This is a genomic window from Bacillus cereus group sp. BfR-BA-01356 (assembly GCF_022663635.1).
Classification (GTDB): domain Bacteria; phylum Bacillota; class Bacilli; order Bacillales; family Bacillaceae_G; genus Bacillus_A; species Bacillus_A cereus.
In genome coordinates, this window is sequence record NZ_JAKUFX010000147.1 from 1 (window position 1) to 13,516 (window position 13,516).

Sequence of the window (13,516 nt, forward strand, 5' to 3'; positions counted from 1 at the left end):
GTTTTTGATTCATATTCATAAAAAACACGTCACCCTTTCTCATTAACATAAGAAAATAGTAACGTGCTTTTAACTTCAAAAATAGTCTAAATCCTTAAGTTGATGGATGTGGGAGTGAACCCCTATGCTTGAATTGTTATTAATACCTGCAGTTTCGCTCGGGTACGCTTTGCTAAATGATAGTTTAAAAGGTAAAGAGGATGATAGAAAGAAGATACAAGTATTCTTTGAAGTAAGTGGGATTGCAATTAGGAAGGATGAAAAATTACATTATCCGGTTTTTCTTGAAAGAAAAGAAGATGATCGTAGTACGACTTATGTATATAAACTTCCGTTAGGGATGCCATCTAAATTAATACAAAAGGTTGAGGATGTTGTAAGTGAAGGATTAAATAAGCCTGTACGTATCAAATACGATAACTACAAGATAATGATTCGGGTATTCAGTAAACGTATCCCACAAAAGTGGTGTTGGGATGAGGGGCTAGTAAAAAAAGGTGAATGGCAAGTACCGATGGGGCAAAGCCTCGAGAAGTTAATTTATCATGACTTTGATAAAACTCCTCATATGGTACTAGGTGGTCTTACACGAATGGGGAAAACAGTATTTATGAAAGTACTACTTACTACTTTGATTGAGGCGAATCCTGAAAATGCTCACGTGTATTTAATTGATTTAAAGGAAAAGGGATTGGAATTTAGCGAGTTCAGCGGCTTAAAACAGGTGGAAGAAGTGGCTGATTCTGTAGAAAAAGCACATCATGTACTAAAACAAATAATGAAAAAAATCGAAGAGCGTGGAAAATTCATGAAGGAAAATGGTTACAAAAATATTGTTGAAACAAAAGAAAAAGATCGGTATTTCGTTATTGTTGATGAGGGTGCCGTACTTGCTCCGGCCAAAGGATTACCACGTCCCATTAATAAAATTCGAGAAGAGTGTCAGTACATGCTTAGTTATATAGCGACTGTATCGGGCGGCTTAGGATTTCGTTTGATTCTGGCTACACAATATCCGACCGTTACGTCAATCCCATCAGTAGTAAAACAGATGTCCGATGCAAAGTTAGGATTTCGGCTACCAACATATAAGGCATCTGAGGTTGTTCTTGATGAATCGGGGCTAGAAACATTGCCGTCCTTACCTGGTAGGGCTATTTATAAAACTGATCGATTAACGGAGCTGCAGGTACCTTTTATCAGCGATAAATTGATGTGGAAACATCTAAAACAATACGAGGTGAAGAAAGATGAACATCCAGACACATATCAAAATAAACCGTCAGATGACGATTCTGACCTCGATTAGAAAGCTGAAATTTGCTACACGTAGGCATCTAATGGCAATACATGAAATGGGAGGGATTCGTAACGCAAATCGTATTTTAAAAGACCTCAGTCCTTATGTAAATAATACAGTGTACCAAAAAGAGTACGTGTATTATTTAAATAAAAAGGGCCGTGAACTGTTCGACGATACAGAGAAGATTGTACCAAATAGCCGATTAGCTCACAGCCTTATGCGTAATGAAGCGTGGCTCTATCTGTTTTGTCCCGACGACTGGCAGATAGAAACACCTATACGTTATAAAGTAGATGATAAAAAGAAGACAATTATTCCAGACGTAAAATTGCGAGATGAAGAAGGAATTTTAAATGCTGTTGAAATAGATCGTACGCAAATGATGCATGTGAACGCTGAAAAGATGAGCAGGTATAGGGAATTTTCGTTATACTACAAAAACAAATACAACGGAAAGATACCGCTCATTCATTTCTTTACCATGACAGAATACAGACAAAAAAAGCTGGAGCAACTTGCAGCTAAATACGATGTGTATGCGAAAGTTTATGTGGTTCCAGGTGTTTCATGATGAAAAATTACTGGACTCGTGTAAACATTTTAGGGTGTAATAACCGGTTGTGGATTAACGGCGAAAGTGGTGCGGTTTATCAAAGTAAAAGAGACAGTAAACGATGGATGTGGCGAAACAATATTATCGATGCACCGGATCTGGATAGTGCTGAAAAGGTTATAAGGTTACTGGATTTACAGCCTGAAACGCACAGAAAGTTGTTTAGTGGTCTAATTACAAGGAAGAGGTGATTCACCTATGAAATTATTACCACCTCCACAAATCAATCCAATCAATAAGGATGCTGTAATTGATGACTTGAAAAGACGATTAGCAGCAACTGAATTCCAGCGCGATCACTATGAACACTTATACTGGGAATCAAATAGGGAAGCTTATAAATATTGGTGCGAATTGAATTCTAAAAAAGCATTGGATTCAAAGTAGAAATGAGGAGGGGAATTATATGACTTCTATCAAAGTTAACGGTGAATATATAGCTCCAAAAGGAAGCACGATTTGCGAATGGTGTAAACGTACACTAAAAAAAGGAGAATGGGTAAAAAATAATTTTGAATATGGTATCTTTCATGAAGAATGTCACGATGAGTACATGGCGAACGAATTTCCATATGATTACGGTAGATGGGGAAATGATATTACAGAGGAAGATGTAGACTAAAACCTTAGAACCCTAACAGTAATAATACTTATATACTATTACTAATAATATACTCTATATATAATATATATTTATAAGTTATATATTTATATTATATATATAAGGTATATTTTTTATAGAGGGGGTTCTTTTTTGTTTTTGTTTTTACTAGATGTTGTTGTGTATTGTTTACCCCCTCCTAAATTTTTGAGATTTATATATTTTTATTTTGACGACTGTAGAAAGTCGTCTTTTTACATTGGTAATAGATTGCCAGTATATCCGGAGGGCTATATACTGTAGTCATAAGAATTTAGTAAGAGGATGAGGTGTGTACGAATTGAAATATGCTGTATATGTACGTGTATCAACGGATAGAGACGAACAAGTTTCATCGATTGAGAATCAAATTGATATCTGTAGATACTGGATCGAAAAAAACGGGTATGAGTGGGATGAAAATTCAATTTATAAAGACGAAGCTGTATCTGGAACGGCGTGGTTAGAAAGACATGCGATGCAGTTGATTTTAGAGAAGGTTCGAAGAAAAGAATTAGATACGGTTGTTTTTAAGTCTATCCACCGATTAGGGCGGGATTTAAGAGATGCATTAGAAATTAAGGAGATACTTTTAGGACATGGTGTTCGTTTAGTGACAATTGAAGAAGGTTACGACAGTTATTATGAGGGGAAAAACGACTTAAAATTTGAGATGTATGCCATGTTCGCATCACAATTACCTAAAACAGTATCAGTATCCGTATCAGCAGCGTTAGCTGCTAAAGTAAGAAGAGGTGAGTATACCGGGGGGATAGTGCCATATGGATATAAAATTGTAGATCAAAAATATACGATTAATGAGGAAGAAGCTGAACTTGTTAGGAAGATGTACGAATTATACGACAATGGATTAGGTTACATGAAGATTGCAGACGCAATAAACGATATGGGGGTACCATCAAGAACTGGAAAGTTGTGGGCCTATCCAAGTATACGAGCGATAATTACAAATGCTGCATATAAAGGTGATTATATAATGCAGAAGTATGCAGAAGTAAAAGTAGATGGAAGAAAAAAGATGATTATAAATCCTAAAGAAAAATGGGTAGTATTTGAAAATCATCATCCGGCTATAATTACGCGGGATCTATGGGATAGAGTAAATAATTCAAAAACAGATAAAAAAACAAAACGTCGTGTAGCAATAAAAAACGAATTAAGAGGGCTAGCCTGTTGTGCTCATTGTAGGACACCGTTAGCCTTACAACAAAGAATGTATAAAAATAAAGAAGGGGAGACACGTTATTATTGTTATTTAATATGCGGTAGGTATAAGAGAATGGGGGCGCGTGGATGTGTCAAACACTCTGGACTACAGTATAGTGATTTACGCTTGTTTGTACTACAAAAATTAAAAGAAAAAGAAAATGACTTGGAAAAGGTATTTAACTTAAATGACACAGATAAACATCAAGAAAAGCAGAAGAAATTAAGAAAAGAAAAGAAAGAACTAGAGATAAAAAGGGAACGCTTATTAGATTTGTATTTAGACGGTGGACCGATTGATAAAGAAACCTTTACTAAACGAGATAAAAATTTTGAAAAAATTATAAAAGAAAAAGAGTTAGAAATATTAAAATTAGATGATGTTAAGACCTTAGTAGTTGAGCAGCAGAAAGTGAAAGAAGCATTCGAATTGCTGGAGAAGTCCGAAGACCTGTATTCAACTTTTAAAAAATTGATTACAAGAATAGAAGTAAGTCAAGATGGTGTGATAAACATCGTATATAGATTTGAAGAATAATATTTTTATCCTTATTGACATATGAGGAAGCGGGTATAGCGGGAAGAAAGGACAAAATTTAAATCCGTACGGTCCGATTACATTCGATACTTCAGGATCAAGTTCAGGATCTGCTACAGTAGTTGCAGCAGATTTTGCGCCGCTTGCAATTGGAACAGAAACGACGGGATCGATTGTTGCACCAGCGGCGCAGCAATCAGTAGTTGGGTTACGTCCATCTTTAGGTATGGTAAGTAGAACAGGAATTATTCCATTAGCTGAAACTCTTGATACAGCAGGATCTATGGCAAGAACAGTAAAAGATGCAGCAACGCTATTTAATGCAATGATAGGTTATGATGAAAAAGATATTATGACAGAAAAAATGAAAGATAAAGAAAGGATTGATTATACAAAGGATTTATCAATAGATGGATTAAAAGGGAAAAAGATAGGGCTTCTTTTTTCTGTAGACCAACAAGATGAAAATAGAAAAGCAGTAGCAGAAAAAATTAGAAAAGACCTTCAAGATGCAGGTGCGATATTAACTGATAATATCCAGTTAAGTGCTGAGGGTGTAGATAATTTGCAAACATTAGAATATGAGTTCAAGCATAATGTAAACGACTATCTTTCACAGCAAAAGAATGTACCGGTAAAATCGTTAGAAGAGATTATAGCGTTTAATAAAAAGGATAGTAAAAGACGAATAAAATACGGACAAACATTAATTGAAGGGTCTGAAAAATCTGCTATAACGAAAGAAGAGTTTGAAAACGTAGTGCAAACGAGTCAAGAAAATGCAAGAAAAGAGCTAGATAGGTATTTAGTAGAAAAAGGTTTGGATGCTCTAGTTATGATTAATAACGATGAAGTCCTTCTATCAGCTGTAGCAATATGAAAAGAAAAAAAGGATTCTTCTCAATTAGTAAGAAAGATTGTCTATAGGAGTTCATAAAATGTAATATATTCAATTTCCATCCATTGAAGGGGGAGGTTAATTCTTAATGAATGAAGTAAAGAGTTTTTTTCGAAGTAGAGGGTTTCAACGGTTTCTCGTTTTAATAATAGTAGCGCTTGTATTATACGCATTAAAAAGTATGATTAATTTAATATTAATTACGTTTATACTGACGTTTTTAATGGATCGATTTCAACGTTTTATTTCAAGAAAATTGAAAGTAAACCGGAAAATTGTTATTGCATGTTTATATATAATACTAGTTTCCTTTATAGGCACAACATTATATAAATATTTACCTGTGCTGACGATACAAATTTCACAATTAATTTATCAATTTAAACTGTTTTTTCAAAATCCACCTGATAATGAAATCGTTAAATATGCACTTTCGACAATTAATGGGATGGAAGTATCAAAATATATAGAACAAGGTGTAGACGTCATATATCAATCAATAGCAAATATAGGGAAGGTAAGTTTACAAATATTATTATCTCTAATTTTAAGCTTATTTTTCTTATTAGAAAAAGAGCGTATTATTACATTTACATCTAAGTTTAAAGATAGTAAGTTAAAAATCTTTTATGAGGAAATTGCATATTTTGGTGAAAGATTTGCAAGATCGTTCGGCAAAGTAATTGAGGCTCAGTTTTTAATTGCCATTGTAAATTGTATTCTTACTGTCATTGCATTAATCGTTTTAGGATTTCCACAGCTACTTGTATTAGCTGTTATGATTTTCTTACTAGGGTTGATTCCTGTTGCAGGTGTGATTATTTCTTTGTTTCCACTTTGTATCATTGCTTACAACGTAGGCGGAGTTATGTACGTAGTATACATACTCGTATTCATAACAGTAATCCATGCTCTTGAAAGTTATTTTTTAAATCCGAAGTTTATGTCTGCAAAAACAAATTTACCAATATTCTACACATTTATGATTCTTATCTTCTCAGAGCATTTCCTCGGAATATGGGGGCTTATTATCGGGATACCAATCTTTATCTTTTTATTAGATGTACTTGATATAAATAATGAGGATGCGACTAAAAAATAAGAAATGATAGAAAATCACTAAAAAGTCATAGGAGATAATGAAAATAAAAAGCAATCCAAAATAAATTGGATTGCTTTTTATCTTAATTAAAGAACCGGAGCCATTGTTTCTTTCAATACTTGAACAGAGTGGTCGAATTTTAATTCTTCATCTTCACTTAATTCAACCTCTAAAATTTCACGAACACCGCCGCGATTTAAAACAGCAGGTACCCCGATATAAACATCTTTTTGACCGTATTGACCTTCTAAGTAAGCTGATACAGTTAATACACTATTTTCGTCGTTTAAAATTGCTTTTGTAACACGTAGAAGTGACATACCGATACCATAATAAGTTGCGCCTTTACGCTCAATAATATGGTAAGCTGCATCACGGACGTTTATGAAAATTTTGTCTAAATCTTCTTGATTATACGTGTTGTCTTTTTCAAGCAGTGTTTGTAGTTTTTGGATACCAACGGAAACATGGCTCCAAACTGGAAGTTCAGTATCGCCGTGTTCTCCGATAATATAAGCGTGAATGTTGTGTGGACCAATATCGAAGTACTCACCTAACATATAGCGGAAACGAGCAGAATCAAGCGTTGTACCAGAACCGATTACACGTTCTTTCGGTAAACCAGATTCTTTCCAAGTTACGTAAGTTAAAATATCTACAGGGTTTGTTGCGATTAAGAAGATGCCATCAAATCCGCTATCCATAATACTGCGAACGATTTGTTTGAAGATTTTAGCGTTTTTCTCAACTAAATCTAAACGTGTTTCGCCTGGTTTTTGTGGTAATCCAGCTGTAATAACTACAAGGTCAGCATCTTTACAATCTTCGTAGCTGCCTTTCCATACTCTAGTTGGAGCTGGTGCGAATGGAACAGCATGACTTAAGTCCATGGCTTCCCCTTCAGCTTTTGCCTCATTTACATCGACTAAAACAAATTCTTCAGCTACAGCCTGGTTAATCATGCAGTAAGCATAACTACATCCAACTGCTCCTGTTCCTACTAATACAACACGGTTAATACCTTTTTTCATTTCAAAATTCCTCGCAATTTCATTGATTTTATTATGTAAGATAATACGTCTTACTTCTATAGAGTCATATCTAGTTTATTACATTTTATAAAAGATATTCAAGTATTTGAAAATGTATCCGTGCAAATCAGCGAACAAAACATAGGAATTCAGTGAACCGAATATAATTCAGTAAAATCCTTTGTAAAAGGGGAAATGGCATGGGGAATCCATTAGCAATGGAAGAAATGCTTCATATTATTCATGCAGGGCTTGTTAAAAAGAATAACCCAAAACGGATTACGATTGCAGGTGCAGGGATTTCTGGATTAGTTGCAGGTTCTTTATTAAAAGAGGCTGGGCACGAAGTAACGATTATAGAAGCAAATAACAGAATAGGTGGCAGAGTGTATACGATTCGGGAACCATTTAGTGTGGGTTTATATTTTAATGCGGGCCCGATGAGAATCCCTGACACCCATAAGTTAACCTTAGCGTATATTTATAAATTTAAACTACCTTTAAACCTTTTTATAAATAAAACTTTTGCAGATATCATTTATACGAATAACATTCAAACGAGATTGAATGTGTTTGAAAATGATCCAAGTGTACTTGAATATCCGGTTTTGGATAAAGAAAGAGGAAAAACGGCAGAAGAGCTAATGATTGAAGTATTAGAACCAATACTAAATTACATTAAGAAGGATCCTGATAAAAACTGGCTTATCGTTGAAAAAAAGTATAAAACGTATTCGCTTGGTTCATTTTTAATGGAGTATTATTCAGATGGTGCGATAGATATGATTGGGGTACTTCTTGATATGGAAGCTTATATGGGAATGTCCTTAATTGAAGTATTACGTGAAATGATTTTCTTTACTTCAACAACGAAATATTATGAAATAACTGGTGGAATGGATAAGTTATCGAATGCATTCTTACCACAATTAAGGGAACATATTTTAATGCCGTATAAGGTTGATAAAATTATACAAGAAGATAATAAAGTAATGTTACAAGGAAATCATGAACAAACGTTAGAGCAATTTACAATAACAAGTGATTTTGCTATTATTACAATTCCATTTTCAGCGTTAAGATTTGTAGAAGTTCAGCCATACTATTTATTCTCTTATTTTAAAAAAAGAGCAATTCGTGAATTAAATTATATTGCTGCAACTAAAATTGCAATAGAGTTTAAAAGTAGATTTTGGGAGAAAGCGGGACAGTGTGGCGGTAAATCTATTACTGATTTACCGATACGGTTTACATACTATCCGAGTTATGGCATTCATACTCCAGGACCAGCTATCGTTATAGCAAGTTATACGTGGGCAGATGAGGCGTTAACATGGGATAGTCTCCCGCAAAGGGATCGTATTCGTTACGCATTAAAAAATTTAGCGGAAATATACGGTGACATCGTCTATAGTGAGTTTGTCACTGGAACATCTTTTAGCTGGAGTAAAAATCCGTATTCTTGCGGTGCATTTACAGCTTTCGAACCAGGCCAAGAGCTCGAGTTATTTCCGTATATTACACCACCATCTGGAAAAGTACATTTTGCAGGAGAGCATACGACATTAACACATGGATGGATGCAAGGGGCAATTGAGTCTGGAGTTAGAGTTGCATATGAAGTAAATGAACAGTGAATCTCTTATATTTACAAAAGGTCATTCTTTTAATAAAATGATAAATATAAATCGTAATTATTACGCTTTGAATACATTTGAAGTAAAGAAATGGATGGTCGGTTGAATGAATAAAGTGGAGATTCATATATTAGGTGGTTTTTTAGGTAGTGGAAAATCAACATTATTACAAAATTTATTGTTAGCAGAGAAAAAGAAGAATAGAAAAGTTGCAGTATTAATGAATGAAATTGGTGAATACTCAGTAGATACAGATATTATTGGAAAAGAGAATGTTTTAAGAGAACTTCTTAAAGGATGTATTTGTTGTACGTTAAAAGAAGAGCTTGAAATACAATTACATTCGTTATACCAACAAGAAAGACCAGATGTAATTTATATAGAAACGACAGGTGTTGCGCATCCAATTGAAGTGTTAGACGCGTGTGTCTCGCCAATTTTAGCTCCTTTTCTGGAAGTGAAATCAATTGTAGTCGTTTTAGATGCAGTAAGGTGGTTAAATCGAAGTATATTAAGTGCAAATGTACAACAGCTATTGCATGAGCAACTGAAATTTGGTAGTCACATTCTTGTTAATAAAGCAGATTTACTAACAGATGAAGATAAGAATACAGTATTTGAAGAAGTAAAGGCAATAAATGATCATGCGAAAATGTATGAGACAAAGTATTGTAATATATCTTTAAAAGATATAGAAGAAGCAGAATTTCCAAATGATGAGGAACACGAGACACTACATGTCAAACAGCATTTACATATACAAACAATGACATATCAATTTACGAAACCGATTGATCAAGACAAATTATATGAATGGCTTTCGAATTTACCAGATAGTATTTATCGAGTGAAAGGTTTTGTGAAATTCCATGGAGATAAATACCCTCACCTATTCCAATATTCGTTCGGAGTACCAACTTTATTAGAACAAGACTTCGGTTTCCCGACAAACTTAGTAGTAATAGGAGAAGGACTAGATAAGAAACAATTGGCTGAAGGGTTAGAGAAAGTAGAACTTAACTCTAATTAAGGGGAAAAGACTAACTTAAAAATAAGTTAGTCTTTTTGTATGGTCATTACTGAAATGAAACAGTATTTTCAATTGGATTGCAGAATATATATTGATTGTATGTTCGTTTCCATTACATAGGAAGGTGATTATATATTTGTGCCGAATGTAGAGGGTACTACAAGAGTTTTCCATTATCTATCGAATTAGTTAGTCATGATTACGGACAGGGGATTTTGGCGTGTTTGATTCTATCAGAAAGTAAAGTATGGGGAGGATCACAATGTCGATGAAAAAACGTAAGTGGCTAAAAACAATGTTTACTGGTTGTGTTTTAGGTTCGTTATTAATAACGGCAGCTTGTTCAGGAAAGAAAACAAGTACAGAGGATGAAAAAACGATTAAGGTAGGAGTCCTTGCTTCTTTAACAGGACCGCTAGAATCGTATGGAAAACAAACAGTGAACGGATTTGAATTAGGGTTAGATTATGCAACTGGTGGAACTGGGAAAGTAGATGGGAAAAAGATTAAGTTTGTTGTAGAAGATACAGAAACGAAAGCGGATGTAGCAGTTAAAAAAGCTACGAAGTTATTAGAAGAAGAGAAAGTTGATTTTTTAGTTGGATCGTCTAGTTCAAGTGATACGTTAGCGGTTTTACCACTGGCTGAAGAATATGAAAAGATTATGGTTGTAGAACCGGCAGTTGCGGATAGTATTACCGGGAAGAACTGGAATAAATATATTTTTAGAACTGGAAGAAGTTCCTCACAAGATGCGATTGCAGGAGCAGCAGCAATTGCGAAAAAAGATGTAAAGATTGCAACATTTGCCCCAGATAACGCTTTTGGTCGTGAAGGGATTGCTGCATTTAAAGCGGGTGCGAAAAAATTAGGTGCGAACATTGTGAATGAGCAATACGCGGATACAAATTCAACAGATTTTACAGCGAATATTCAAAATATCATTAGTTCAAAACCAGATTATTTATTTATCGTTTGGGCAGGGGCAAATTCACCTTGGAAACAGTTGAAAGATATGAATGTGGAAGCGCAAGGTATTAAAATTTCTACAGGTGCGCCAGATATACCAGCATTAAAAACAATGGATGCATTAGTAGGTATGCAAGGTTTTTCTGTATATTATCACACACTTCCAAAAAATAAAGTGAATGATTGGCTAGTTGAAGAGCATAAAAAACGTTTTAATGGTGCAGTGCCAGATTTGTTTACAGCGGGAGGAATGTCAGCAGCAATTTCTATTGTAGAAGCCTTAAAGAAAACAAAAGGTGATACAGATGTAGATACCTTGATTAAGAAAATGGAAGGAATGGAATTTGATACACCGAAAGGAAAGATGAAGTTTAGAGAGAAGGACCACCAAGCGATGCAGACACTGTATTCTATCACATTGAAAAAGCAAGACGGTGTTGATTATCCGGTGCCAGTGTTAGAGCGAGAATTAACGATGAAAGAAACAGAACCACCAGTTCAAAATAAATAGACTGAATTTTCTGTTGTTTTTGTATAAAGAGGGGGACCCTCTTTATACATATTTCTTTCATACTCACGGCTTTAAAGGGAGGGATTTCGTGACACATTTGCTAGAGACGAAAAATCTTAGTGTATCTTTTGGTGAACATCAAGTTATTAAAGATGTAAATTTAACTGTCCAAAAAGGAAAGCTCATTTCTATTATTGGGCCAAATGGTGCGGGGAAGACAACGTTATTTAATTTACTAAGTGGACAGATTTCACCCACAACAGGTGAAGTGTATTTTAAAGGGCAAGATATTACAAAACTATCGATTTCAGATCGAACACGCTTAGGAATCGGTCGCTCTTTTCAGCTTACAAACATATTCCCAGAATTAACGGTACTTGAAAATGTCCGTTTAAGTGTTCAATCATTCGTACAAGATTACTATAGTTTTTTCCCGAGTTCAGCAAAATTAAAGCAACAAGTTGGAGAGGCGAGACGTTTCTTAAAAACAGTATTACTTCATGAGAAAGAGAACGTATTAGCGAAAGATTTGGCACATGGAGAGAAAAGGAAGCTAGAACTTGCGATGTTATTAGCTTTAAAAACGGATGTGTTATTACTTGATGAGCCGACGGCAGGTATTTCGGTTGAGGAAGTCCCTGCTATATTACAAGTGATTGAAAATATTAAGAAACATCCAGAGAGCACAATTGTACTTATCGAACACAAAATGGATATGATACTAGGTTTGTCAGATCATCTTATCGTTTTATTTCATGGAGAGTTATTGGCTGAAGGATTGCCAGAAGAAATTATGAAAGATGAGCGTGTACAAAGTGCTTATTTAGGGGGATTATATAGTGGCACTATTACAAGTGAATAATATAGAAACGTATTTAGATCAGTTTCATATTTTGCAAGGAGTATCTCTTGCTGTTGAGAAAGGGACGATTACTGTACTGTTTGGTAGAAATGGGGCAGGAAAAACAACGACATTACGTTCAGTGATGGGGTTTCACCGCATTGCAGATGGTGAAATTTATTATGATAGTGCAAAAGTGAGTGGATTACCTACACATTTAATTTCAAGGAAAGGAATAGGGTATGTACCAGAAAATCAAGGTATTTTTCATGATTTGACAGTAGAAGAAACTTTCGCTCTTGCTAGGGGAAAAGGTGAGGAAGTAGAAGGGAAAATAGAGTGGATGCTGGAACTATTTCCGGATTTAAAGCAGTTTTGGAATAAGAAAAGTGGGCTCTTGAGCGGAGGGCAAAAGCAAATGTTGGCTATTTCAAGAGCGTTTATTAATAGTGATGGATTATTACTTATTGATGAACCGAGCAAAGGGCTATCCCCGATAATGGTGGAGAAATTAATGGTAGCTATTTTGAAGATGAAAGAGAAAACAACAGTTTTACTTGTTGAGCAAAATTTTATGATGGCCAGTCAAATTGGCGATTATTTTTACATTATGGATAACGGACGAATTGTTCATAACGGTTTTATGAATGAATTAAAAAAGGATAAGGAAATGTGTCATAAATATTTAGGAATCTCTTAACATGAATCCGAGGTGAAAAGGATGGATGTGTTAATCAATTTATTTGTAAATGGGATTTCAACAGGGATGCTCATTTTTTTGTTAGCATCAGGTCTTTCACTTATTTTCGGTCTAATGAGCGTTTTAAACTTTGCACACGGTGGTTTATTTGCATGGGGAGCATTTACAGGTGTTTGGTTATTTAATATGACAGGAAGTTATATATTAGCTTTAGTTGGAGCAGTAGCCATGGGAATGTTCCTAGGATTTATTTTAGAAAGGTTTCTTATTAGACCGGTATATGGAAATCATGTTCGACAGCTGCTCGTTACGCTTGGAGGAATGCTCGTTCTTAGTGAGTGTATTAAAATATTTTGGGGGCCAAACCCATGCCCATCAACTTAAAAATCTTCACTACCCCCAAGTGTAAAAAAACGTTATTCTTTCTAAAAAAGCTAGACTAGAAAGGATGACGTTTTCTTATGAATCTCTCGATT

At 34.8% G+C, this 13,516-nt stretch carries 12 protein-coding genes and 2 pseudogenes; 13 read left to right on the forward strand and 1 reads right to left on the reverse strand.

The annotated features are described in order from the left end of the window. Positions 1 to 124: 124 nt before the first annotated feature. From MR168_RS28745 to MR168_RS28775, 7 genes and pseudogenes are all read left to right on the forward strand, one after another. A complete protein-coding gene (locus MR168_RS28745; RefSeq protein ID WP_000891521.1) occupies positions 125 to 1,309 on the forward strand; it encodes an FtsK/SpoIIIE domain-containing protein in 1,185 nt (394 codons plus the stop codon). Further along, positions 1,251 to 1,874, forward strand: a complete 624-nt coding sequence (locus MR168_RS28750) for a replication-relaxation family protein (RefSeq protein ID WP_001025807.1) — start codon at positions 1,251 to 1,253, stop codon at positions 1,872 to 1,874. Before MR168_RS28745 ends, MR168_RS28750 begins: the two co-directional genes overlap by 59 nt. Before the next feature lie 240 nt (positions 1,875 to 2,114). Continuing rightward, complete coding sequence (locus MR168_RS28755) at positions 2,115 to 2,303, forward strand: hypothetical protein (protein ID WP_000771630.1); 189 nt, start codon at positions 2,115 to 2,117, stop codon at positions 2,301 to 2,303. A 19-nt stretch (positions 2,304 to 2,322) separates the two neighbouring features. Then, positions 2,323 to 2,538: a hypothetical protein gene (locus MR168_RS28760; RefSeq protein WP_000200736.1), complete on the forward strand. Its 216-nt coding sequence runs from the start codon at positions 2,323 to 2,325 to the stop codon at positions 2,536 to 2,538. A 310-nt stretch (positions 2,539 to 2,848) separates the two neighbouring features. Next, positions 2,849 to 4,321, forward strand: a complete 1,473-nt coding sequence (locus MR168_RS28765) for a recombinase family protein (protein WP_000273126.1) — start codon at positions 2,849 to 2,851, stop codon at positions 4,319 to 4,321. Positions 4,322 to 4,349: 28 nt separating this feature from the next. Next, positions 4,350 to 5,195, forward strand: a pseudogene (locus MR168_RS28770) (amidase family protein); the annotation flags it as partial. Between the two features lie 112 nt (positions 5,196 to 5,307). Beyond that, on the forward strand, positions 5,308 to 6,321 hold the full coding sequence (locus MR168_RS28775) for an AI-2E family transporter (protein WP_006922064.1): 1,014 nt from the start codon (positions 5,308 to 5,310) through the stop codon (positions 6,319 to 6,321). A gap of 86 nt (positions 6,322 to 6,407) precedes the next feature. Here the strand turns inward: MR168_RS28775 and MR168_RS28780 are convergent, their stop codons facing one another. Next, positions 6,408 to 7,352, reverse strand: a complete 945-nt coding sequence (locus MR168_RS28780) for an L-lactate dehydrogenase (protein ID WP_000715321.1) — start codon at positions 7,350 to 7,352, stop codon at positions 6,408 to 6,410. A gap of 200 nt (positions 7,353 to 7,552) precedes the next feature. Between MR168_RS28780 and MR168_RS28785 the strand changes: the two genes are divergently transcribed. The 6 genes and pseudogenes from MR168_RS28785 to MR168_RS28810 form a co-directional block, all read left to right on the forward strand. Beyond that, entirely contained in the window at positions 7,553 to 8,989 is a 1,437-nt protein-coding gene (locus tag MR168_RS28785; RefSeq protein WP_086411457.1) for a flavin monoamine oxidase family protein, read from the forward strand. 106 nt (positions 8,990 to 9,095) lie between these two features. Further along, positions 9,096 to 10,019: a CobW family GTP-binding protein gene (locus MR168_RS28790; RefSeq protein WP_001044939.1), complete on the forward strand. Its 924-nt coding sequence runs from the start codon at positions 9,096 to 9,098 to the stop codon at positions 10,017 to 10,019. A 262-nt stretch (positions 10,020 to 10,281) separates the two neighbouring features. After that, positions 10,282 to 11,499, forward strand: a complete 1,218-nt coding sequence (locus MR168_RS28795) for a substrate-binding domain-containing protein (protein ID WP_000061996.1) — start codon at positions 10,282 to 10,284, stop codon at positions 11,497 to 11,499. An 88-nt stretch (positions 11,500 to 11,587) separates the two neighbouring features. Next, positions 11,588 to 12,361: an ABC transporter ATP-binding protein gene (locus tag MR168_RS28800; RefSeq protein ID WP_000149338.1), complete on the forward strand. Its 774-nt coding sequence runs from the start codon at positions 11,588 to 11,590 to the stop codon at positions 12,359 to 12,361. Beyond that, positions 12,339 to 13,040 carry an ABC transporter ATP-binding protein gene (locus MR168_RS28805; RefSeq protein WP_001196696.1) on the forward strand — a complete coding sequence of 234 codons (702 nt, stop codon included), beginning with the start codon at positions 12,339 to 12,341 and terminating at the stop codon, positions 13,038 to 13,040. The genes MR168_RS28800 and MR168_RS28805 overlap by 23 nt, the downstream gene beginning before the upstream one ends. Positions 13,041 to 13,061: 21 nt before the next feature. Next, positions 13,062 to 13,409 (forward strand): annotated as a pseudogene (locus tag MR168_RS28810) (ABC transporter permease subunit); the annotation flags it as partial. Positions 13,410 to 13,516 lie beyond the last annotated feature (107 nt).